General features: G+C 58.6%; 23 protein-coding genes. 7 read left to right on the forward strand and 16 right to left on the reverse strand.

All coding sequences use genetic code 11. From position 1 onward, the window contains the following. Positions 1 to 28: 28 nt before the first annotated feature. The 3 genes from M9Q49_RS00350 to M9Q49_RS00360 all read right to left on the reverse strand — a co-directional run bounded on the left by M9Q49_RS00350 (position 29) and on the right by M9Q49_RS00360 (position 3,688). A complete protein-coding gene (locus tag M9Q49_RS00350) occupies positions 29 to 1,465 on the reverse strand; it encodes a magnesium chelatase (RefSeq protein WP_254506552.1) in 1,437 nt (478 codons plus the stop codon). Positions 1,466 to 1,565: 100 nt separating this feature from the next. Further along, the gene (locus tag M9Q49_RS00355) at positions 1,566 to 2,978 is read right to left on the reverse strand and encodes a hypothetical protein (protein WP_254506553.1); all 1,413 of its coding nucleotides are present in this window, start codon (positions 2,976 to 2,978) and stop codon (positions 1,566 to 1,568) included. Positions 2,979 to 3,304: 326 nt separating this feature from the next. Then, a complete protein-coding gene (locus tag M9Q49_RS00360) occupies positions 3,305 to 3,688 on the reverse strand; it encodes a GlsB/YeaQ/YmgE family stress response membrane protein (RefSeq protein ID WP_254506554.1) in 384 nt (127 codons plus the stop codon). 203 nt (positions 3,689 to 3,891) lie between these two features. Here M9Q49_RS00360 and M9Q49_RS00365 point away from each other — a divergent pair, with 203 nt between their 5' ends. Next, the gene (locus M9Q49_RS00365; RefSeq protein ID WP_254506555.1) at positions 3,892 to 6,045 is read left to right on the forward strand and encodes a kelch repeat-containing protein; all 2,154 of its coding nucleotides are present in this window, start codon (positions 3,892 to 3,894) and stop codon (positions 6,043 to 6,045) included. Positions 6,046 to 6,137: 92 nt separating this feature from the next. Here the strand turns inward: M9Q49_RS00365 and M9Q49_RS00370 are convergent, their stop codons facing one another. From M9Q49_RS00370 to M9Q49_RS00380, 3 genes are all read right to left on the reverse strand, one after another. Then, entirely contained in the window at positions 6,138 to 6,746 is a 609-nt protein-coding gene (locus M9Q49_RS00370; RefSeq protein WP_254506556.1) for a hypothetical protein, read from the reverse strand. A gap of 83 nt (positions 6,747 to 6,829) precedes the next feature. After that, positions 6,830 to 7,483: a Uma2 family endonuclease gene (locus M9Q49_RS00375; protein ID WP_254506557.1), complete on the reverse strand. Its 654-nt coding sequence runs from the start codon at positions 7,481 to 7,483 to the stop codon at positions 6,830 to 6,832. A 46-nt stretch (positions 7,484 to 7,529) separates the two neighbouring features. Continuing rightward, entirely contained in the window at positions 7,530 to 8,114 is a 585-nt protein-coding gene (locus M9Q49_RS00380; RefSeq protein WP_254506558.1) for a methylated-DNA--[protein]-cysteine S-methyltransferase, read from the reverse strand. A 134-nt stretch (positions 8,115 to 8,248) separates the two neighbouring features. Between M9Q49_RS00380 and M9Q49_RS00385 the strand changes: the two genes are divergently transcribed. Continuing rightward, entirely contained in the window at positions 8,249 to 8,887 is a 639-nt protein-coding gene (locus M9Q49_RS00385; protein WP_254506560.1) for a hypothetical protein, read from the forward strand. Positions 8,888 to 8,913: 26 nt separating this feature from the next. Here M9Q49_RS00385 and M9Q49_RS00390 read toward each other — a convergent pair whose 3' ends face one another. Beyond that, the gene (locus M9Q49_RS00390) at positions 8,914 to 9,090 is read right to left on the reverse strand and encodes a hypothetical protein (RefSeq protein WP_254506561.1); all 177 of its coding nucleotides are present in this window, start codon (positions 9,088 to 9,090) and stop codon (positions 8,914 to 8,916) included. Positions 9,091 to 9,319: 229 nt separating this feature from the next. On the opposite strand from M9Q49_RS00390, the gene M9Q49_RS00395 reads away from it, so the two are divergent. Then, on the forward strand, positions 9,320 to 9,865 hold the full coding sequence (locus tag M9Q49_RS00395; RefSeq protein ID WP_254506562.1) for a hypothetical protein: 546 nt from the start codon (positions 9,320 to 9,322) through the stop codon (positions 9,863 to 9,865). 11 nt (positions 9,866 to 9,876) lie between these two features. On the opposite strand, the gene M9Q49_RS00400 is transcribed toward M9Q49_RS00395, so the two are convergent. The 3 genes from M9Q49_RS00400 to M9Q49_RS00410 all read right to left on the reverse strand — a co-directional run bounded on the left by M9Q49_RS00400 (position 9,877) and on the right by M9Q49_RS00410 (position 12,665). Further along, on the reverse strand, positions 9,877 to 10,713 hold the full coding sequence (locus M9Q49_RS00400; RefSeq protein ID WP_254506563.1) for an SIR2 family NAD-dependent protein deacylase: 837 nt from the start codon (positions 10,711 to 10,713) through the stop codon (positions 9,877 to 9,879). Then, complete coding sequence (locus M9Q49_RS00405; RefSeq protein ID WP_254506564.1) at positions 10,703 to 11,170, reverse strand: hypothetical protein; 468 nt, start codon at positions 11,168 to 11,170, stop codon at positions 10,703 to 10,705. The genes M9Q49_RS00400 and M9Q49_RS00405 overlap by 11 nt, the downstream gene beginning before the upstream one ends. Before the next feature lie 121 nt (positions 11,171 to 11,291). Continuing rightward, positions 11,292 to 12,665, reverse strand: a complete 1,374-nt coding sequence (locus tag M9Q49_RS00410) for a Gfo/Idh/MocA family oxidoreductase (RefSeq protein WP_254506565.1) — start codon at positions 12,663 to 12,665, stop codon at positions 11,292 to 11,294. 315 nt (positions 12,666 to 12,980) lie between these two features. Here M9Q49_RS00410 and M9Q49_RS00415 point away from each other — a divergent pair, with 315 nt between their 5' ends. Beyond that, complete coding sequence (locus M9Q49_RS00415) at positions 12,981 to 13,433, forward strand: carboxymuconolactone decarboxylase family protein (protein ID WP_254506566.1); 453 nt, start codon at positions 12,981 to 12,983, stop codon at positions 13,431 to 13,433. A 27-nt stretch (positions 13,434 to 13,460) separates the two neighbouring features. Here M9Q49_RS00415 and M9Q49_RS00420 read toward each other — a convergent pair whose 3' ends face one another. The 3 genes from M9Q49_RS00420 to M9Q49_RS00430 all read right to left on the reverse strand — a co-directional run bounded on the left by M9Q49_RS00420 (position 13,461) and on the right by M9Q49_RS00430 (position 16,119). Further along, the gene (locus tag M9Q49_RS00420; RefSeq protein ID WP_254506568.1) at positions 13,461 to 14,132 is read right to left on the reverse strand and encodes a DUF4190 domain-containing protein; all 672 of its coding nucleotides are present in this window, start codon (positions 14,130 to 14,132) and stop codon (positions 13,461 to 13,463) included. 64 nt (positions 14,133 to 14,196) lie between these two features. After that, positions 14,197 to 15,639, reverse strand: coding sequence for a hypothetical protein (locus tag M9Q49_RS00425; RefSeq protein WP_254506569.1), 1,443 nt, complete (start codon positions 15,637 to 15,639; stop codon positions 14,197 to 14,199). Positions 15,640 to 15,831: 192 nt separating this feature from the next. Next, on the reverse strand, positions 15,832 to 16,119 hold the full coding sequence (locus M9Q49_RS00430; RefSeq protein WP_254506570.1) for a hypothetical protein: 288 nt from the start codon (positions 16,117 to 16,119) through the stop codon (positions 15,832 to 15,834). Between the two features lie 261 nt (positions 16,120 to 16,380). Between M9Q49_RS00430 and M9Q49_RS00435 the strand changes: the two genes are divergently transcribed. The 3 genes from M9Q49_RS00435 to M9Q49_RS00445 all read left to right on the forward strand — a co-directional run bounded on the left by M9Q49_RS00435 (position 16,381) and on the right by M9Q49_RS00445 (position 19,611). Further along, positions 16,381 to 17,757 (forward strand): outer membrane protein assembly factor BamB family protein, encoded by a 1,377-nt coding sequence (locus M9Q49_RS00435; protein WP_254506571.1) that lies wholly within the window; start codon positions 16,381 to 16,383, stop codon positions 17,755 to 17,757. 19 nt (positions 17,758 to 17,776) lie between these two features. After that, positions 17,777 to 18,028: a hypothetical protein gene (locus M9Q49_RS00440; protein WP_254506572.1), complete on the forward strand. Its 252-nt coding sequence runs from the start codon at positions 17,777 to 17,779 to the stop codon at positions 18,026 to 18,028. A 65-nt stretch (positions 18,029 to 18,093) separates the two neighbouring features. After that, a complete protein-coding gene (locus M9Q49_RS00445; protein WP_254506573.1) occupies positions 18,094 to 19,611 on the forward strand; it encodes a hypothetical protein in 1,518 nt (505 codons plus the stop codon). A 12-nt stretch (positions 19,612 to 19,623) separates the two neighbouring features. Here M9Q49_RS00445 and M9Q49_RS00450 read toward each other — a convergent pair whose 3' ends face one another. The 3 genes from M9Q49_RS00450 to M9Q49_RS00460 form a co-directional block, all read right to left on the reverse strand. Continuing rightward, positions 19,624 to 20,715 carry an alcohol dehydrogenase catalytic domain-containing protein gene (locus M9Q49_RS00450; RefSeq protein WP_254506574.1) on the reverse strand — a complete coding sequence of 364 codons (1,092 nt, stop codon included), beginning with the start codon at positions 20,713 to 20,715 and terminating at the stop codon, positions 19,624 to 19,626. 83 nt (positions 20,716 to 20,798) lie between these two features. Continuing rightward, positions 20,799 to 21,170: a DUF309 domain-containing protein gene (locus tag M9Q49_RS00455; protein ID WP_254506575.1), complete on the reverse strand. Its 372-nt coding sequence runs from the start codon at positions 21,168 to 21,170 to the stop codon at positions 20,799 to 20,801. Positions 21,171 to 21,185: 15 nt separating this feature from the next. Then, on the reverse strand, positions 21,186 to 21,914 hold the full coding sequence (locus M9Q49_RS00460; protein ID WP_254506576.1) for a Bax inhibitor-1/YccA family protein: 729 nt from the start codon (positions 21,912 to 21,914) through the stop codon (positions 21,186 to 21,188). Between the last annotated feature and the right edge of the window lie 13 nt (positions 21,915 to 21,927).

Below are 21,927 nucleotides of genomic sequence, written 5' to 3' on the forward strand. Positions count from 1 at the left end.
ACTATTCTCGCCTCGCGCACCGCAGATGTCACTCGATCTCGTAGCGGATTTGGCCATGCTGCTGCGACCGGCTGATCCGGTCGAGCGCGTACAAGCCGGCGAGAACGAACTCGACGCAACTCGCGCGGACGGCGGGATCGCTGGCCGCGTTCACTTCAAACGCTTTGTCCCACACGGGGGGCACGCGTTTGAGCCGCTCGGAATATTGCGCCGACGGCAGCATGTCGCCGACTTCGATCTTCACGCCCTTGCCGAAGATCTCGGCGATCTCCTGCAAGCCGTGCTCTTCGACGTACTGCGTGAAGACGGTGCGAATGGCTTCGGCGATCACGGCATCGAGAACTTGCCGTTCGCTCATTTGATGGCTCCCCATCAGGTCGAGCTCGAGCTTGCCGAGGGACGATGAGTACAAGTGACCGAGGTCGCTGATTCGCGGCACGGCGGGCTTTTCCTTCAGCACCACCGACCGCTGCCGGGCCGAAGCAATCATCGCGCCGTAGTTGGCGATGCTGAAGCGAGCGCTCACGCCTGACGCTTGATCGATGTACTTACTCTTGCGAGCTTGCACGGTGATCTGCTCGATCAGCTCTTTCATGAAGTACGGCACGATGACCGGATAATCGCCGCCGAGATCGACCTTGGCTTCCTGTTCGAGAATCTTGATGCCCAGCTCGCGCTCGCGCGGATAGTGCGTGTGAATGACGCTGCCGATGCGATCCTTCAGCTGCGGAATGACTTTGCCGCTGCGGTTATAGGTCGAGGGGTTCGCGCTGAAGAGAATCAGCACGTCGATCTCAAAGCGAACTGGAAAGCCGCGAATCTGCACGTCGCGCTCTTCCAGAATATTGAACAAGCCAACCTGCACCAGTTCGTCGAGCTCGGGCAATTCGTTCATCGCGAAGATGCCGCGATGCATGCGCGGAATCAGACCGAAATGGAGCGCGTCTTCGGTCGACATGCTCACGCCGGTGGCCAGTTTGGCGGGATCGATTTCGCCGATGATGTCGGCGAACTTCGTGCCCGGCGAAAGACGTTCGGCGTAACGATCTTCGCGTTTCCACCAAGAGATAGGCGTTTCCTCGGGGGAATGCGTCGCCAGAAACTTCTTCGCCGCCGTCGTCATCGGATGGTACGGATCTTCATGCAGCGGCACGCCGGGAATGTCGAGGTAGGGAATTTCTTCGTCGAGAAAGCGGACGAGGGCCCGCATCATGCGACTCTTGCCCTGGCCTTTTTCGCCGAGGAAAAGCATGTCGTGACTGGCGAGCAGGGCGATGCTGATCTCGGGAATGACAGTGTCTTCGTAGCCGACGATGCCAGGAAAGAGATCATCGTCGCCGGCCAGGGCCCGGAGAAAATTGTCGTGCAGTTCCCGCTTCACCGATTTAGAAACCCAGCCGCTGGCACGCAGCTCCTGCAGGTTTTTCGGCTTGGTAGAAGAGTGGGTCGGTGCGGCCTCAGTCATTATGTCTTGCTCGCTTCGCGCGGAATGTTGCTCGGTCGTCTCGTGCGTTCATTATACGAGACCGGGCAAGGGCGAAGCGGCGCGAGTGCGGCTGGCCGCGTTAGGCAGTCAGTTGCGGATCGAGAGTGGCTTCGCGCAGTTGAGCGGCGAGCTCACGAATTTCCTCTTCATAACGACGGCGATCGTCGTGCAATGCTTGGCGAGCGGTACGCAGTTCCTGGTGCTCGGCTTCAAGCTGTTGCTCGCGCTCGACCAGTTGGCGGGCTTGCTGTTCGATGCCAGACTGCCGCGCGACACCCCAGCTGCGAACATCCTGCCGCTCGGTGGCGATGAGCTGATGCTGCATCTCCAAACGCTCGGCGAGTTGCAGCAGTTCCTCTTTTTGCTTCGCCAGCGACTTCTGTTCCTGCTCGAATTGCTGGCTGAGTTGCAGCCGCAGCGCCGCGATCGAACGCGTGATTTCGGCACTGCTCAAGCGGCCGGTGATCTGGGCCCAGAGTTGTTCGGCGATGAGCCGCATTTCGAGCGACTGCCGGTGGACATGGCCGATCTCGGTCCGCATTTGTTCCATGGCGACGCGTTGGCGTTCGACGATGGTTTCGCGACTTTCGACTTCACGTTTACGATGGACAATCTCGAGATCGGCGGCGCCCAATGCTTCATCGAGCGTCTTACGTTCGCGCTGCATTTGGGTTGTTCCCTGCACGCGTTGCCGTTCGAAGTCGACTCGCTCTTGATCGAGCCGCTGTTGCAGCTCGTGCAGTTTTTGCTCGGCGATTTCCAGTTTGCGACGGCGGTCGGCCGTTTCAAATTCGAGTTGCTGCCGTTGCTCTTCGACCTGGCGGTTCCACAGGTCGGCGGCTCGTTCGCGTTCTTGGCGGGCGGTGTTTTCTTCGTGCGTCTTTTGCAACTGCCAGAGAGATTGCGAGTGCGACAGCGCGGCATTTTGCCGATCGAGTTCCTGCCGTCGCTGGCGGAGTTGCATGTCGAGAGCGTTCAGCGCGTTTTCGCGCGTGGCGATCTTATCGGCCCGCTCGTCGTTGGTTTGCACTTGCTCCTGGCCGCGAGCGACTTCAGCCGAGCGATGCTGCAGATCTTCGACCTGACGGCAAAGTTCGGCTTCGCGCTGTTGGAAGTCGTATTCCCGTTCGCGCTGCCAGAGACGGGAGGTGCGGAGATCGGCTTCGAGCTGAGCGATGCGAGCGTTGAGTTGAGATTCGCGGCGATCGACTTCGGCGAGCCGCGATTTTAAATGGCCCGCGAGCTGGGCGGCTTGCAGTTGCAACTGCTCCTCGCGGAGCGCGAGTTCTTGCAGTGGCCCCGGCGCAGGCTCGGGCGGCATCTCAGCCAGCGAGGCCATCAGGTCGGCGGCAATCTGTTCGGCAGGCACGGCGTGCGGCGCATCGATTCGCAGCGGCGAAACAGAGCCGGTTGGTTCCGACGACTGCCCGTTCGCGCCGACCGCTTTGTCCGATTTCGAGTCCGTCGTTTTGCCGGCACGCGTTCTGGCCATGGTTTTCGCTCCGCCCATCGCTCGCAGGGTTGCTGCGTCGCCGGCTGCTATCAGCCAGCGTCGTCAGGCTCGACCCAATCGTTAAAGCTTCTCGCGTCTAGCATCGGCAGACGGCTGCAACTGCTGCAGGGAAACTTGCCGCGCATGGCAAAAAGAATCGATTGAGCGCGAAAGAAGGGGGCGCGATTCGCGCGGCGCTGCAGAAGCCCCTGGCTTGAGGGAGCGGAGAAGCGTCGCCACAGATGGCAACGCTAGCGGAGTAGGGCAGAAGCCGCTAAACCCCTGCCGCAGTGGCAGGGGCGATCTATCGAAAGAGCTGAGTCGATTTAATCGTCTTCATAAACAACCGCAGCGCGACGCCGCGGGGCTGCGCGAGCGGGTCGACGTTTGATCGGCCCTTCGCCTTCGACGAACCAGTAGCCGCCGAGCAGTTTGTAGAAGAACAGAATGATAAACGCCCCCGCCGTGGCCACCACGAAGCCGATCGGGCTGATCGGTGTGACCTGCCGGCCGCCTTCGTAGAAAAAGGCCAGCACGCCGAGGCCGATCACGGTACCGCCGACGCCCATCGCGAGTGTCGCTACTGCGCCGCCGGGATCTTTGCCGGGCATGATCGCTTTGGCGAGCAGCCCCACGATCGTGCCGAAGCCGACCCAAGCGAGAATATCGTGCGCCAGTTGCTGCGCAAACTTCAGTGTGTCGCCGTCCATGGCAATCCTCCGTTTACTACGTCACCTTGTCTGTATCGGCGATAGGGGTCAGGAACTTCGCAATGATTTTGCGGGAGGGTGAAAGTGGGAGGAGTATTCAGGCGCGGCGTCGGGCTGCATGCAGGATTCTTTTCGTTGGACATTCGCCTGCTGGCAGGTGCAGAATACCTCGGCTGCCACTAATCCTCTCCCGAGACCCACCGATGAAATACTGCGTCGCTGGAATCGTTTTTGGGCTCCTCTGCTGCTCGTTTGCTGTCGCCCAGGAACCACCGTCGCTGAAAGATCTTCCAACAAACACTTGGGTCAAACTCACGCCGCTAAAAAACACGCCGCCGTCGCCGCGGCTTGGCTATGAAGGAGCCTGCGTTTGGGATTCCGTGCATCAGCGCTTGATTCGATATGGCGGTCACAATCAGGGTGGCGGCGGCGAACAGAACTCGGAGATGTGGTCGTTCGATCCGCTGACGGCTAAGTGGCAGTTGCACGAGCCGAACTTGCAGCCGCCGGGAATTTGCTGCGGGCAGCAGAATGTGTTTGATCCGATTCGCGGGCAGTACATTCGATTTCCCGCGTTCAGCGCGAGCCACGGCTGGCAATGGCTGCGCGAGGTGTATCTCAACAACGCTTCGATTTGGACATTCGACTTGCCGACGAATCGGTGGCGAATGATCAGGCCGTTGCCCACGGCTCATCCATCGCCGCTGCGGTGCGCGAGTTGGGATCGCGAGCATCAGGTCGTGGTCCTATTTGGCGGCGAGGGAAACAGCGAAGGGACGCAGGTCTACGATCCGCAAACCAACGAATGGATCGCCATGAAGCCGAAGCAACAGCCCGAGTTTCGCAGCGGCGGCAGCATGGCGTACGACGATCAAGTCCGGCAGCATGTGCTGTTTGGTTCGCAGTTCAACGACGACAAGCGCACCTGGGTGTACGATCTGCGCGAGAACACCTGGCGCGACATGCAGCCGCCCGAAATGCCGCCCACGAATAAGAACGACGCAGTGCTGACCTACGATGCAGCGGCTGGCACCGTGCTGGCGATCATCAAGGAAACGGTCGGCGAAGATGAGAAAGCGAAGCACCAACTGTCGACTTGGAGTTATGACCTCGCGGCCAATCGTTGGAAGAAACTCGAACCCGCCAGTGAGCCCGATCCGACCGGCAGTCGCGCACGGCAATTAATGTTTGCGCCGGAACTCGGTGTGGCGCTGCTAGAAAACCGGCCGAGCAATTCCAGTGGTGTGGCCGAACAGCAGATCTGGGCCTATCGCACGGCAACGCCTGATCTGGGCAAGCACAAATCGGCGACGCAATTCGCCGAACTTAAAGTGTCGACCAAACGGGACGCGGCACACTTGAGTTGGAAAATGGTCGGCGATCGCCAGCCGGCGCGGTTCTCGATTCATCGCGGTCAGGCCGATCGACCTTGGAAGTTGCGCTGGCAAGAAGTGGGTCAGGTCGACGGCAACCAGCGAGCCTTCATCGATCCATCCGTGAAAACGGGCGAGCGCTACTTCTATTACCTGACCGCGCTGCTGACCAACTCAATTGTCGACTCAGTGAGTATTCGCGTCGCGACTCAGCCGCCGATTGCTGACGAGTTATCTGTCTCGGTTCTATCGCCGCAAGAAGTGCAACTCGAATGGTCGATGCCGGGGAAGGAGAGCAGCGACATTGTGGGTTATCATATCGAGCGAGCGCCCGTCGAAGTGCTCAGCGATGATCAGCTGAAGAAACTGAAGTCGCAAACACCGCCGCTCGAATCACCAAGCGTCGGCATGATTCGCCGCGTGGGTCCGTTCGAACGGTTGACGAAAGAGCCGATGCTCAGCGCTAAGTTCAGCGACAAGACCATCGATTTGAACAAGCCGACGAGCGTCGAAGGTGAGCCGCTCGATCAACGCAAAGTGTCGACTGAAGACCTCGATCTCAGCGGCAGGCCGTATCGCTTTGGCGTGTATGCCTATCGCGTGCGAGCGGTGAACGTGCTGGGTGTCGAAGGAGGAGCATCTTCGGCAGTACTAACCATTCCATCGGCGCCGCAGTTTCTCTTTTCGAAAGAAGACGGCGCCAAGTGTCACTTGAAATGGCAAGCCAGCAGCGAACAGCAATTGCAGGGCTATCGCGTGTACCGAATGGATGGCCGGTATGCGAAGGATGCGATCCCGCGTTTGACCGACAAGCCGATCAAGGAACTCACGTTCACCGATGAAGAAGCCGGCAAGGCGACGCGGCGGTATCATGTCGTCGCCGTGGATGCGATCGGCCAGGAGGGTTTCCCAAGCAGCCCGGTGTGGTTCGAGCGCGAGTGGAAAGAGTTTTACAAACCATTCACCGGCGAATGGCATCAGTAGGACAGACCATTGGTCCGTCTAGGACTGCTATTCAGCGAATTGGGCGAGTGCTCCCGCTTCGGAACGGACCAATGGTCCGTCCTACGTGGTGGTCACTTCCCCTTTTGCCACTGTTGTTTCAACCCCGTCAAACGGCCCAGCAGAAAATCCATGTCCTTTGCTGCTTCGCCGTCGAGGGCCGGTCGCAGGGCTTCTAGTCGCTCGATCATCTTTAGATCCCAGCCGAGCGGCCGATAGAGTTCGACGTGGCCGTTGCCGTTGATCGATTGCCAGCCGAGCTCTTTGAACTCCGCGCCGCCGTCTTTTTTCTTCGCAGTGAGAGTCAGGCTGTAGCCGACGGCGGGCTTGATGTCTTTGGTGCTGATGTCGCCGGCCGTAGCAATGAAGCCATCCTTCGCCAACGCGTCGAGAAGCTTGAGCATGGCGTCGCGATCGAGCTTCGTGACACGGTCGAAAGAATTATCGCCCGCCGCCGCAAAGTCACCCAGGTGATAAGTGATTTGATAAAAGGGCTTGTCCTGATCGCCGAAATAGCGAAAGGCCGCCGTCAACGATTCACAGGTCCGCAGCATTTTCAGGCGGCGGGCAGTAAGTTTTTCGGTTTCTTCGTCGGCGACTGCTGGCAACGCCAGGGCCGCGGTGATTCCAGCTGCTGCGCAGCCTACGAGCCATTCCCGCCGCGTCGAATCTTCAATGTGCATGCATCACCTGGGTCCATAGGAGGTTTGTCCAGGATAAGACGACTGGCAGGCAAAAAAGTTTTCTTCCTGAGTCAACGAGAAATTTAACCGGTCTCATCCAGCTCCGCGAAAAGTGTCGCGACCGGCAGCTCGAATCCAGGCAGTACCGAAGTCGAGATGGTGGCCGTTTCGTCAAACCGTGTGATGCTGCCATCGGCTTGATACTGAATGATCTCGCGCGTGGGAATCAGCACTTCCCAGCATTCCAACACGCCGGCGGCAAAGTAGTCGGTGCGTTTCCGCTCCATCTCTTTTTTGGTGTTCCCAGGACTGAGAACTTCGATCGCCAGATCGGGAGCCAGCCGCGGCACCTGAGCTTTTGGAATCTTGCGCCCCGGCAGCCGATCCCAGGAAATAAAACAAACATCGGGAATGCGAATCTGCGCTGGCAGAACTCGCAGCATTCCATCGGAACTCAGGACTACACCAAGTTTTCGCGGCTTCACGAACAGCCACAGGTAATTGATCAAAAACGCCGCCAGCAGCGATTCCGCAAACCCCATGGCTTTCTCCACCAGCACGCCGTCGATGAGTTCACACAAGCGCTTCTGCGGAGCGGCTTCGAGGCGCAGCACATCCTCTTCGGTGGCAGTCCCCGGCGCGGGATGCAATAGAATCCGGCTCGGCGGAATATCACCGAGGTCGGCCAGCAGATCGGCCACCGTCTCCGGTGTCCTGGTGGTGATGTCGATTGACATATCGTTATCGTAGTCGTTCCGATCTCCGCTGGCGAACTTCGCCGAACTACTTCAGCGTAACTCCTTCGAGCGCGAGCAGCTTCTCTTTCATCTCGATGCCCGAGGGGCAGGAATATCCGCCCACCTTGCCGCCGGAGGCGACCACGCGATGGCAAGGGATGACCAACGGAAAGCGGTTCATGCGCATCACGCTGCCGACCGCGCGGGCGGCGCCGGGCGAACCAGCCGCGGCGGCGATTTCGCCATAGCTGCGGATCTCGCCACGGGGGATGCGCAGGACCGCCCGTTGCACCTTCTTTTGAAAAGCCGATTGCGCGCCGAAGTCGAGCGGCGCGTCGCTCCAATCGACCACTTTGCCGACGGCGAATTTTTTCAGCTTCGCAATAAACCGGGCGACCCAAGTTGGAGTCTCAGACCCATCGACGGGCTCGGCCTGTGAACGTTGCGCCGCGGCGGCGGGCGAATCATGGCCGAACGAAATCAGGGTAATCTTGTCGCCTTGCCACTCCACCACAATCCAGCCGACCTCGGAATCGAACACCGCGCACTGGTACTCACTAACCACCGCCTTATGAGGTGTCGATTTGCGGCGAGCAGATTTCTGACGGCGAAGCGATTTGAGTTGCGGCATGGTTGCTCCACGAGCGTGCGGGAATCTTGCGGGTTCAGTTCACTATATCGCCATTGACCAAAAGCTCGCCATTCCCTACTAACCCCTCACCCAGCGTAGTTCGTTTGTTGTCGGCCTTTGGCAAAGCACGTTGAATGCCTCGATTCCTGCTCATCGCCGCATTGCTCCTTGGCTTGCCCATCATTAGCGGCTGCGCCTTACCTTATGCGTATCCCAAGGTCGACTTCACGCGCGCGTTGCAAATAGCTGCTTCGCCCGACGAGGTTCATGTCTTTCGCGTTGACATCGGGCAGGTAACGGAAAATAGCCATATAAACTATTATTCTTCGGAGCGGCTCACCGAGCTTACGGTGGGTGGAGATGGACAAGTAGCAACCCAGATCAAACCTTCTCTGCCCGTCGGCGTTTATCTGCTGATGGGAGCTCTGAATCACGATTTCCGAGTGAATCGAACCCTGGAGCTCCGAGCGTATCGTCCTGGCTTCTGGTTGGTGAAAGTCGAGTCGATGGAGAAAGTCAAAGAAGTAGTCTGGACGCCAGCTTTAAACGTGGAGGCTCAGGAGCGAGCTTTAGACGGCTTGTTTTCCATGCCGTATGACGCAGAGCAACGTTGTTCCCGGCCGAGTGCTGGTTCTACATCCGCAGATCATCGCCGAGCGCTACTCTATGGAGCCTCCGAATACAAACGCGTGGCCGCGATCGCTGAGTTGGCCGACGAGCAAGCCCGACTCCTGAAGAAGGCAGAATCGCTGAAAGAGCGAGCGCTGGAGTAAGCGCCGCGTGAGTTGCAACTCTGCCGTTACTTGGCCGAGCTTGCGGTTGGCCGATAACCAAACAGCCGGCCGTTTCTACCCGGCGAAGGTTCAGCGGCGGTGTTCACGTTGGCCAGCATGGCTTCGATGGCCTTCGTCCATGCTCGGAGGGTTGCCAGCGTCGTGCGATACTGTCGGGCGATGGTGGTTGTGGTTAGGGTCATGGGACTTACCTCTCGAAAGATTTTCAGTGGGCGGCTGCGAAGTACGAAGTTCGCAACCGCTCTGAAGACATCCTAAGAGTGGCAAATAAGTCTTCCGTGAAACGAAGATAAGTTCTGCTTCAGGTTCGGGAATTCATGGGTTTGGCGACAGTTGCCGCATGAGTGGCGCACACTTATAGTTGCCGGAATCACCACTCGTGTCAGCCGAAAGTAGGGCCGGAGAATCGCCATGCGGAATCTGATTTTGCTGTGCATTGTGCTGAGCATTTCGCTGTCGCAACTCCGTGCAGCCGAACCACCGGCCAAAGATGGCCCAGCTATCGTCGCTCCCGAGAAGCCGCGACTCAGCGTGATCCGCCTCGGTGAAACCAAGGATCAGATCATCAAGCTGTACGGCATGCCGGTGAAGTCGACAACGTTTGCCTCGGGAATCGAGAGCCTCACTTTTCAGCATGGCGGAGTGCGTGTGCTCGTCGAGATTTCGCCGAAGAGCAGCACTGCCATTCAGATTTTTTACTTCAAAGACACGCCGTTCTCCGGCACGCAGATCGCCGAGCTGCAGGAACGAAATGCCGAGGGCTCGAAGTGGCGACCGATTCCAATTGACGGTGGGTATCGATACGAACGCTACGATGGCGGCACGATGCGGAAAAACAAACTCGAGAGCGAATACATGCTGGCCTTTCTCTCGGGGAGCGAAGTGCGCGGCCGCAATCCCGCCGCCGATGCGGCGCGGGCCAGCGAGATCAACGAATCGTTGAAAGAGATTGAGTAGCGCCGAAACTGTTAAAACAAACCAGTGAGTCGCGCGGCGATTTGTTGAATGGCTTCGAGTCCGCTCATGGGCAAGCTTACGCCGTTCACGCAGGACGGAATCTCCGCTTCGCGCGGGTTCACGCGAATCAGCGTTGTTGCTCGTTGTTCGCATTCATGACGAACGGTGGGAATGGCCAGGCCGGCGCCGAATTCGATGGCGACAATGTTCTTGCCTTCGACCTCACCCAGCCAACCCTGATAGCGACTGTATTGCCTTTCGCAGCGCTCGGTGAGCCAATCGTAGTCGTTGAACATCAGGATGTTCGGTCGCGCGAGACTCTGGCAATTTGGGCAGCGGGGCAACGACGAACTCGTCCGAATCGTTGCCATGTCGACAGCGATTTGCAATTCACCGGCCGGCCAAATCTCAGGCGAGCATCCTTCGGCACACTGTAAATAATGAATCGAGCCATGTCGCTCCAGCACGCGCTCTTCCGCGAATCCCGCGCGCTGAAAATGGCCGTCGACATTGCTCGTGAAAACGAAATAACCATGCGGCAGCTTCTCACCCCACTGTCGCAAGATCGCAAACCCAGCGTGCGGCGGCGTGCTGCTGTAGAGATTCCACCGATGGCCGAAAAAGCCCCAAGCGAGTTCCGGATCAGAGCGGAACCAATGCGGCGTCGACATCTCCGCAAATGCCCGGCCACGGAACGGCGGATACGCTTTCCAAAAACCGGCATCGCCGCGAAAGTCGGGCAAGCCGCTATCGACGCCCATGCCGGCGCCAGCGCCGATCAGTAACGCAGACGCGCCGCGGATGGCTGCCGCGGCGCGATCGAGAGCAGCTTCAAGATCAATGCTCATTGTCTTTCGGCGCCCACGAAAGAAGCAGCACTTCGAGCGAAACGTCTTCCGGTACGAGCAGTGGCAACCGTTCGCTCTTCCCTGCCAAGATCAGGTTACCCATTACAAAAAATGGAATTACTTCACCAGTCTCCAGCGCCATCTCGCCTTCGAAGTAACCGAAAGTAAACGGCCGAGAATGAGGCGGGGGCGCTTCCTCTTTGGGCAATAATTTCGCGCGCCTGATAAGTTCCAAGATTTGCCGCAGCCGATCTTGATCAACAATCCTGACATGGACGAGCTTAATCGGCACAGGCGGATCGATAATCGTTGCTTGGTATTTCAAGCCAACGACGCGGCTCTTTGGTGATTGCAGGGCATTCAGAATCGACTGCGATTCGACATCGATGCCTGGCTTGGCATGACTGCATGATGCCAGGAAAAGAACCGACATCGTCAATAGCAGCCACTTAGGCATGATGGAACTTCCGAAAGCTGAATCCTGCAATCGGTCCACCCATATTGCGTTGCTGGCTGAACGCCAGCAACGCGGTCGAACCAATGGGTTCAACCTACGGACACAACGGCTGCGATCAGGTTCACGCGTATTCGCGGTCCTTCAAAATACCCGGCATCGGAATCGGATACTTGCCGTCCTTGTCGGCCTTGATGGGGGCTTCGCCACCGAGCACGAGCTTGTCGACGTTGGGCGCGAATTCATGCGTGCTGTTGAGGATTTCGTCGTAGGTCACAATCTGGCCGGTGTGAGCAGCCATGCGACCCATTGATGTGACCAGGCTCGCTTCGGCGCCGCGTTTCACTTCGTTGTAGGGCTTGTCGTTGCGAACCGCGTCGACGAGATGTTCCCATTCGAGCTTGTAGGGATTTGGCTCAGGCTGCGGGAACGACCACAGGAGATTTTCCTTCGTCATGTTCTGACCGTTGTAGATCTTGCAGCGAGCCGGCGAATGGCTGGCTTGCGAGATCACGCCGATCCCCTTGCTGCCGTGGGCGTAGCTGGCAAATTCTTCGTGGCAACCAGGAATCGTCCGGCCGCTGAGGAACATCTTCGAGCCGTCGGCGAACGTGTATTCGACCGAGTAGCTGTCGAAATTCTGATCGATCTTATCACCGCGATAGTTGCGGCCGCCGCTGGCTTGCGCCTTCACCGGCCAGGCGTTCTTCATCCAGCAGCATTCATCAATGTTGTGAATGTAGAAGTCGCTGTAGAGACCGCCGCTGGCCCAGAGGAAGCTGTGGAACCGCTGGATCTGGTATTCCAATTCGCCAATATTGTCGGGCTTCTTATCGCTGAAGGCGGTACCCACTGGCGGATGCATGCGGTAGCAACGCAGGGCAATGATGTCGCCGAGTTCGCCGCCTTGAATGCGGTCGAAGAGTTCGCCGCGGGCTTTGCAGTGGCGGCACATCAAGCCCACACCCACCTTGAGGTTTTTCTTCACCGACAGCTCGCCGAGCTCCAGCATTTTTCGCGTGCTCGGGCCATCGACGGTGATCGGCTTCTCCATGAAGACGTTTACACCCTTTTCGATTGCGTATTGAAAATGGACCCAGCGAAATGCGACGGGAGTGGCGAAGATCGCGATGTCACCCGGCTTGAGCGCGTCGATCGCGTGCTTGTAACCATCGAAGCCGATGAACTTGCGATCATCGGGAACATCGACGGTGTCCTTATTCTGCCGCTTCAGGCTGTCGTAGCTCTGCTTCAGGCGATTCTCAAAAACATCGGCCATCGCGACGAGCTTGATCGGCGCACTCTTCACGCCCAACGCGTCCGCGGCAGCACCAGTGCCGCGGCCGCCGCAGCCGACAAGGGCGACTTGCACGGTGTCGCTCCCTTGCGCGTGCACCTTGGGAACCATCACGCCCGCGAGCGCCGTAGCGGCAGCAACCGTGCCGGTGCTTTTCAGAAACGTGCGGCGAGAGGGAGTTGAATTGGTCGCGTCACTCATGGTCAGCCTTTTCAGAGAGGGAGAGTTTTTGCAGGTGGGTGAAACCGCCGATTATCGCTAGCGGTGGCGCGCGGAACAAGTGTGCGAGCGCAGCTTGTAACGCACACTGACCACTCCGCGTCGAAATCCCTGTAGCTGAATTCGCCAGAATTCAGAGCCTTTGAATCGCAGGCCACGATCTGAATTCTGGCGAATTCAGCTACTTGGGGAGCGGTGCTCTGCCGCTTGCCGCCGATTTGCGCGGCAGGCCGAATCTGATCTACTGACCGACCAGCATTCGCTGCCACGAATCCGTATATCGACCTCGAGGCCATCATGTCCAAGACTCGCTCCGCATCTTCGCAAGCTCGCTCTGCCACCGTTCGGCTCGCCGATGAGCAAGGCGCCAACGGCAAGGTGCGGCAGATTTTTGACGACATCAAAAAGACCAAGGGGCTCGACTTCGTTCCCAACTTCTGGCGGGCCCTGGCTTCGTCGCCCGATCATTTGGAAATGGTCTGGCAGCGGCTGAAACAGCTGATGCATCCCGAAGCCTGCGGCCGCACGAGCAAGCTCGACGCCAAGACGCGTGAGATCATCGCTCTCGCCGTCTCGGCGACCAATGGCTGCTCGTACTGCGTCAACTCACACACGGCTGCTCTGCGCAAAGCGGGCGTCGATAGCGAAATGCTCGGCGAAGTGCTGGCCATCACCGCGCTCTTCAATAGCACCAATGCGCTCGCCGATGGGTATCAAATTGAACCCGATGTGCTGCCGCCGTTGGAATAGTCGTTGAGCGCCGGAGTGCTCGACGACTTACTTCACCTTGTCGGCTTCCAGGTGGTAATAGACCAGGCCCACGCCGAAGGGATCGTCGGGTTGTTCGGTGGCGACGAACTTGCCCATCAGGCGGATTCGCCGCAGGGAGTAGCGGACCTTTTCGTGCGGGTTCACGATCTTCACTTCGATCATGTGCGTCGGCTTGGTCACTTTGTCGCCAAAGCAGCATTCGCCCAGATCGGGCACCAGGATGAAGTGATCCACCTTTCCCAGGCTGTCGAATGACTTGTGGGTGTAGCCTTTGACGAAGACCTTTTCGCCGCTGAGCTCAAGCGCACGCGAAGGGATCGCTTTGTCAGGCTCATTGAAAGTGTGGGGCTGCAGTTCGCCGAACGAAATCCGCTTGTAACCGTCCGGCACTTCGGTGAGGTAGGTGTAAGTGTGCATGGTCGCGCCGGTGACAAAGATCACACCGCTGAGCAGCGTGCCTGCCATGGCCAGTTCACGGCCGGTGTACTCGAGTGGATAGCGGCGAATCGATTGCAGCGCAACGAGGCCCATCGCAAATGCGGCGACAGCGACGACCAGCATCGGCTCGAAGAGATAGCCCAGCAGCGAGATGACGGTGAGGACCACCGAAACGACCGCACTCCGGCTCAGCGCGCGGTAGGGGGCAATTTCAGCTTCGTCACCGTAAATGGGCGACATCGAGGGCGAAGACGTACTCATACTAACTGCTGGGCGGTCCGGAGCCGGTAACACGCTGGAATTACTAGATGCCACGGAGAACGCACCATTGCACAACAAACAAAGCCAGGCCAATACCCCATGGTACGCCGACCAGCAGCCAACGGTTCGGTGCTTGGATCGGATTTTTCAAAATGGCTTGGGCCGGATCGGCGCCACTGTTCACCACCGAGGCTTCTTCGGCCTGCGGCGCGGCGGCGACATCGGCTGGAACCTCAGGCGCGGCGGCAATGGCTTGATCCTTGGCGATCCCTTCCGCATTGCGCGGCTGGACCATGACCTTGGTGGCCTTGTTGGGATCGACCGGCGGCGAAGGATCGCCCGGGAAGAAAGTGTTCGCTCGCTTCACGGCGGCGGGATCGATCTTGTCGCATTCCTTCAGCAGTTCCTTGGCGTGTTCGGTCGGATTGCGGCGGAGATAGTTGATCACCGGCACCCGCACCCACGTGCTCCGTTCATCCGCCGTCTTGAAGAGTTCAAACAGCTCATCCGACGCCGTCCAGTCTTCCCAGTTGGCGAGATCCGGAATCACGAGGTCGGCCAACTCGGGCCGCTTGAGCATGAGCCGCAGGGCTTGGATGATCCGCTTCTTTTCGATGACGTTCGATTCGGTGCCATGAAAGCGGAGCGCGATGATCGCCGAGTACGTGTCGGCGTAGTCTGACTTCTTATTCTTCAGATACAAATCTTCGACGGTCTCCATGCCGCTCTCGCCCTTCAGCGTGAGGTAGCAAGCGATGAGGGCGTCGAGCCCTTGGCGGGCTTTGCGGTCGTTCGACTTCATGCACGATTCGAGAAACGGCAGATCGTTTTCGCTACCACACACGCCGAGCATCACCAAGTACAACCGGCGGCGGCTGGCGGGAATGTCGGTGTTCTGAATCCAAGTCATCACCTGATCGTGCTTCATGTGCGGCTTGAGGCGTTTGACTTCGGTGTACGGCGCCTTGGCAAATTCATCGAAGGCGTCGCGCGAGATGATCGTGTCTTCGTCTTCAAGAAACTCTTGAAAGAAGACGAGCCGTTCGTCGCCGCTCTTCGGCAACTTCGTCAGGCGGTCGAGATAATCTTTGGCCCGCGTCGAGAGCGCGATCGGCGTCGACCAACTAACGCGCGGCGGATCGATGCCCATGATCAAAAACGTGCTGCCGACCTTGCCGTCGCCGAAATAGACCAGGTCGATCTTGTCGCCGACCTTGGCCGCGGCTTCGCCCTTGATGAGGTGGACGATCTCAAACTTGGCCTTGGCCAGTTCGGTGTCGCCGAGGTCGATCGGCGGAATGTGCAAGAGCTTGACGATGGCGACAATGTCCATCGACGCCATTTCTTCGGTCAGCGTCTGGGCGGTCGGCCCGCAGAACGGACAGGCATGCGAAGCCGTCGCCGCCGTGGCCAGGGCCAGCAGCGAAACCGCGGCCAGCAACAAACCACCAGGGGACGCAAAAACGCTCGTCGTCATTTTCGGCATGATTGCAAAACCTCACCCAGCTCGGACCCGAGGCAGCCTCGCCCAATCCTATTCCATCGGCAAAGGCGCGAGAAAACGTCCAATCTATTGATTCTAGGTGAAAGACCGAGCTCAGGCTACCGGAAGCCTTGCGATTCGCGGCAACATGCAACTTGCGGTGGGGCCGATACTTACGGCGGCAAGGCTAAGGAATTACGGGTTCTGCACACCCGGAATGAACGGCCGTGGCGCTGGCGCACGACCGGGGAGATCGTCGAAGGCGCTGCGCTGCGAAAGCGCCGGCGATTGCTGCAGGCGTTGATAAACGACAAAGCCCGCGCCGCCCAGCAGGACGAGCACGGCGAGCCAGAGAACGCTATCGCGCACCACCCCGATCAGCCCTTTCAGGCCGGGGAAGGCCGAGACCAGCGAGATCGACAGCGCGATTCCCGCCATGACGCATGCTGCCAGACTAAGCGATGTGTTGGCGTCCCATTTCATGGCCGCACCTATCCGAACCAAACCAGGAAGAGTTACTCCATTTGTTTATTCCCGGTTGAGCCGATTTTGACAATTCGTTTCTTGCTTCTTTCTGTCTGGAATTGGCAACTTTCCGGCGCTGAAGGTGGGGTTGTCGGGTTTGCGAAAAGTCTGCTTGCACCGTATTCCAAATCGATCGCCGCAAAATCAGCTGATAAGTTGTAAGGACCCCGCCGCTCGCCGGTATATTGCAAGTGTTCTCATCTTTGCCGGGAGTCTGTTATGCGCTATTTGCTGTTGCTCGTCGCGGTGGTTGGTTGTGGTCCGGTCGCCAACGAAATGTCGCCGCCGGTAAAGATCGCGGCCACCGTGCCGATCACTCCCGTCGCGCTCGAGCGGGCCACCAGCGATTGGCCGCAGTGGATGGGGCCGACGCGCGACGGCGTGTGGAATGAAACGGGGCTGGTCGACAAGTTTCCCGAGAACGGCTTGCCCGTGCTGTGGCGAACAAAAATCGGCGGCGGCTACGGCGGGCCTGCCGTGGCTGGCGGCCGTGTGTATGTCATGGATTATCTGCGGAAGGACGGCGATCTGAAAAATGATCCCGGCTCGCGCAATGAATTGAAGGGAACTGAGCGAGTTCTTTGTCTCGACGCGCAGAGCGGCGCGATCCTTTGGAAGCACGAATACGATTGTCCGTACGCCATCTCCTATGCCAACGGCCCGCGCTGTACGCCCACCGTACATGACGGGAATGTCTATGCTCTCGGCGCCGAAGGAAATTTGAATTGCCTTGATGCCGCGAAAGGAACGGTCATCTGGTCGAAGAGTTTTCAAAAGGACTATCAAGCGCCGTCGCCGATCTGGGGTTTCTCGAGTCATCCGCTCGTCGACGGCAACAAGCTGATCTGCCTCGTCGGCGGCAAAGGCTCGGTCGTGGTGGCCTTCGATAAAGACACCGGCAAGGAGTTGTGGAAAGCGCTCGACGCGCCGCACGCCGGTTATGCACCGGCCAACATCATCACGGCGGGGGGCAAGCGGCAACTTATTGTGTGGCATCCCGAGTCGCTCAATAGTTTGAATCCGGAAACCGGCGAAGTTTATTGGACCGAGCCACTCGTGCCACAGTACGAAATGTCGGTCTCGGCGCCGGTGAAGCACGGCGACTATCTGTATGTGAGCGGCATCGGCGATGTCGGCGGCGTGTGGAAACTCGACCGCGACAAGCCAGGCATCAGCGAAGTTTGGATCGGCGACAACAAGACCGCCGTCTACACCTGCAACAGCACGCCGCTGATCGAAAACGGCGTCGTGTTTGGCTTCGATTGCCGTGGCGGCCAGTTGCGCGGCGTCGATCTCCTTAACGGCAAACGTTTGTGGGAATCGCTCGTGCCGATCTCTGCAACTCGGCGTACCAACCACGGCACCGGTTTCATCGTGAAAAACGGCGACCACTATTACCTCTTCGGCGAACAAGGCGATCTCGTCATTGCGAAACTCAATCGCGAAGGGTTTGAAGAGCTCAGCCGATTTCATGTGATCAAACCCACGTCGGAAGCCTTCGGCCGCGAAGTGGTTTGGAGCCATCCGGCGTTCGCCAACAAATGCCTGTTCGCGCGGAACGATGAAGAGATCGTGTGTGTGTCGTTGGCGCGGTAGAATTTGGGTAGGAGGAGTTATGTCTGACAGCGAAACCACCGACTTTATCGCACGTGCTGAAAATCTTTACGAGGTGAAGCTGCGCTCCATTTTGGAGCCAAAGCACCTTCACGAGTTCGTAGCCATCGAGCCTGAGTCAGGCGATTATTTCCTCGGCCAAACGCTGAGCGAAGCCGTGGGGGCAGCACGGCGTTCTTATCCCGATCGAATTACGCACACTATGCGTGTGGGACATGCTGCCGCGCTGCATTTTGGGATGCAGTTGCAATGATTGGACATGTCGACGAACAAGGGAGCGTCCTAATCGACTAGGTCGCCAGCTCTGGAGATCGCCGTGTGAACCTTCCATCGCAACCAACAACGCTTGTCCCTGATCTTCCCGCCTTCACGTTTCTCCGCTTTTCGCTCCTCACACTCCTCTGTATCACTACGCTCGCGGCGTTTATTTCTTCGATTGTCTTTTCGCCGCATTGGCATCATGACGAGCGGTTGCTCCTGGCCTTTTGGTGCGCGGGGATGATTTTAGGAGTCAGTTTCGGCCGTGCGCGCGGTTCGCATGGCGTGTTAAGCGGTGCGCTCGGCGGGGCAGTCGGCTGCGTGCTGGCCGCGATGTTCGTCATCAACCGCTTTGAGCAAATGCCCGAAGCGGCGGCTCGCTATCGCACGGTTTATCTCGCCTTCGTCGTCACAGTCGGCAGTGTTGCTGCGTTGGCGGTGGCCGGTTGTTATCAATTCATCGCCTCGGGCGCCGTAGAAATTCTCTGGCTCAGCAAACGCGTGCGTGGCGCTGTGTTCGTTCTATTCGGCGGCGTCGTGACTGTGTTGGTCATCCGGCAATTGTTTCGTGAGAAGCCGTGGCAACCGACTTGGGAAATCGCGGTGAAGGCCACCGACATCAACGATTTTCCCACGCTGCGCCTCTCGGCCAACGGCGAGTATTTGTTCGGCATGCAATCGAACGAAAATATCAATCCGCCGGTGCGCAAAGCCTTCGTGCATCAACTCACGTCGCGCGGCATGGTGGGCCGATCGTCGCCGATGGAGCGGCATCCGCGCAATTACATTCTCAGCCCCGACGGCAAATGGCTGGTCGAGCACAGCCTGGGGGACCTCATCATTCACGAAACGCTCACCGGCAAGGTGCTGCAGTCGTGGGAACTCGGCAAGATCTCGCAATTGGCGACGCAGTGGCAATTCAATGCGGCCGGCGATCGGCTGTTGCTCACCACACACACGCCGCGCATTCAGCGGTTGTATGTCCTGAATCCGCTCGAAGCGAAACTCCCTCAGGCCGAGCTCTTTCCGTTTGCCGGCAGAGTGCTGCTTGATCCGACGGGTGAAGTGCTTGTGAAATTGTTCGACGCCGCCGAAGCCGATGGCCCGCGCAAGGTCGAAGTCGTCCGCCGCAGCGACGGCCAACTGTTGGGCGAAATGCACGATGTGCCCGATCTCGGCACCGAGTACTACGCCATCTCACCCGGCGGAAAATACCTGGGCAATACGCACCACGTCTGGAAGCTGGGCTCCGATTCGTCGACCGATATGGCCGGTGTCGTGCTGGGTTTCACCGACGACGATCGCGCGATCGTCCACACTGAACCACATCGGCAAGAGCCACCCGAACTCCTTCCCGATTGGCTGCTGCCGATGCCGCTGCTGCAGCATGCCTATGACTTGCGCAGTTACTTCCGGCAGCTCAGTATCGTCGATCTTCGCACCGGGAAAACGCTGACTAAGACCGAGCCGTTCAAAGGAATGTCGATCGGAATGGCTGCAGAACAAAGCCACGTCGTGCTGGGCGCCACCTGGCCGGAATCACATGTGCGGATCTGGAAAGTACCGCCGCGGAAATAAACGGCGCGCACATCAGTTCTCTGCAAACTGCACGATCGTCTTAATGCCCTGCGGCTGCCGATGCTCGTAATGCCAGAGCGCATCGGCTTGTTTCACGCGGGCAGTGATCAACTTGCCGAGCGCCGCGGCGTTGTGATTCTTCCACCAGGCGAGATGCGCGAGCGCGTCGTGAAAATCCCGCGGCGCGCAGTTCACGCTGCCGATGAAAAGATTGTTTCGCAACAAACCATCGCGCATCAGCCGCTCGACGTTATGCTGCCGCGCTTCCGGCACTCGGCTGCTCCCCAGCCAAACCATGATGCCGCAGGAACGCATCGCCGCCGCGGCAGCCAGTGTCAACTCGTCGCTCCCTGTGCATTCCAGCACGAGATCGAAACCGTTTTGCTCCACATCATCGATTGCGGCAAGATCGCATTCACCGAGCGACCAATATTCGCTTTCCAATTCGCGAACCAACTGACTTCGGAACGTCTCCGGTTCATCGCGCCCCGCGAGCACGCATCGCCATCCACGCGCAACACACGCGAGGACCGCGGCAAACGCGATCGGCCCTTGTCCGGTCACCAGCACGCGCGGCGGCTGTCCGTTCCAAACATTCGTGCCCAACCGTGCCTGCTGCAAAACATGCGCTTCGTTGGCGCCCTTTTCCGCCACAGCGAGAGGCTCGGTGAGGACCGCGAACGACGCAATCGCCGGATCAACTCGATACAAATGCTCCGGCCGATCGAGAAACTGCGGCACGCTAAAGCCGTGCTCCTGCACGATGCCTCGCTCCGTAAACGTGCCGAACGGCAACAAATCGAGCCGCCGCGTCTGCCCCGCAAACGGCCTGCGCACGGCAGGAACTACCAGTTCGCCAACCGCGAAATCGCGCACATCACTACCAACAAATTCAATCCGCGCAAGGCATTCATGGCCGAGAATCAAATGCGTCTCATTCGCCGGCAGCCACGGCTTTTCCGACAGCAGAATCTCCCGGTCGGTGCCACAGACACCCAGTTCAATCGTCCGGCAAAGAACTTCATTCGCAGTCGGTTCAGCCAGCTTCGGCGCAGCAACCAATCGCGGAATGCGAGTGCCGGGGAATGCTGCGATGCCGAGCATGGGGAGGAAGTTCTGAGTTCTGAGTTTTGAGTTTTGAGACAGGAGGTAGTTCGCCAGTTCTTGTCCTGTCTCAAAACTCAGAACTACCCCAAATGTATCTCCGGAATCTTTTCCGGATCGATCGTCACCTGCGGGAACTCTTCTTCGCTGTTAAGGAAGTCGTGGCAGCAGATTTCGAGTTGAGCGAGCAGCTTCTCGATGTTCAGCCCTTCGCACACGGGGCCATAAGGCTGCAGATAGCCGCGGCTGCTGTTGTAGAGCTTGCGGGCGCCGCGGATGTTTTCGTTGCCGAAGTGGTGCAGGCAAACGGCGACGTGAATCAAACCTTTGTAGAACAAGCGCAGGTCGCCGCTGTAGTCCTTCCAGAGGTCTTCCCACACTTCGTGCGCCTCGAAGAAATCGCAGGCGTTGAAGTGCTCGATTCCTTCGAGATAGCGATGATCGTATTCGGCCATGGTATTTCGCAGCGACTAATCTTTGCGATTGAGCGCCATCAGCAAGCGGAGCAGGTAATAAAAGAGCGTCGCCACGGAAGCGAACAGCGCGAGGGCTGCTGCCACGTGTTGATCGGTGCGGTAGCGATGCAAAATGTTCGAGGTGTCGTACAAAATGTAAGCACTAGCCAGGCCCACCATCGCGGCGGCGAACCACACGCCCAGCGCGAAGTTGAAAAACATACCAGCGATCACGATACCCATCGCGGCCATGCCGGCCCACCACAGGTATTGCCCCCAACCGCTGAAGTCGGCCCGAGTCATCAGCACAAACGCAGTCAGCCCACCGAAGATCAAGAGCGTGAGAAAGCCCGCCGCAGGAATGGTGTGCGGCGCGACCTTGTTCGCAAAGTAAAGGAGCGGCACGAAGATCAACGCCTCGGCCACCACATACATGCCGAGTCCCGCGTACTGCGCCGTCGGCGAAGCTTGCGATTGGGCTAACGACTGCGCGACCCAACTCGCGACCATGAACACGCCGATCACCGCGAGCCAGCCGAACTGACCGCGAAAGAGCATCGCCAACGTCCCTTCGAGCGTGGCCGGCGGCACGAGCGTGAAGATGGCGGCTTCGATGCCGACAAACAACAAAATCGCCGCGAACACATGCAAATACGTGCGACGAATAAACGACACACGCGCCGCCGTTTCGGCGTACGCGGCTGGCAGTTCGCCGTACCTGGCAGGAGTCTCGTAGTAGGACATGGCAGTTTGTTTC

Origin of the sequence: Anatilimnocola floriformis, from assembly GCF_024256385.1 — a bacterium.
GTDB classification, from domain to species: domain Bacteria; phylum Planctomycetota; class Planctomycetia; order Pirellulales; family Pirellulaceae; genus Anatilimnocola; species Anatilimnocola floriformis.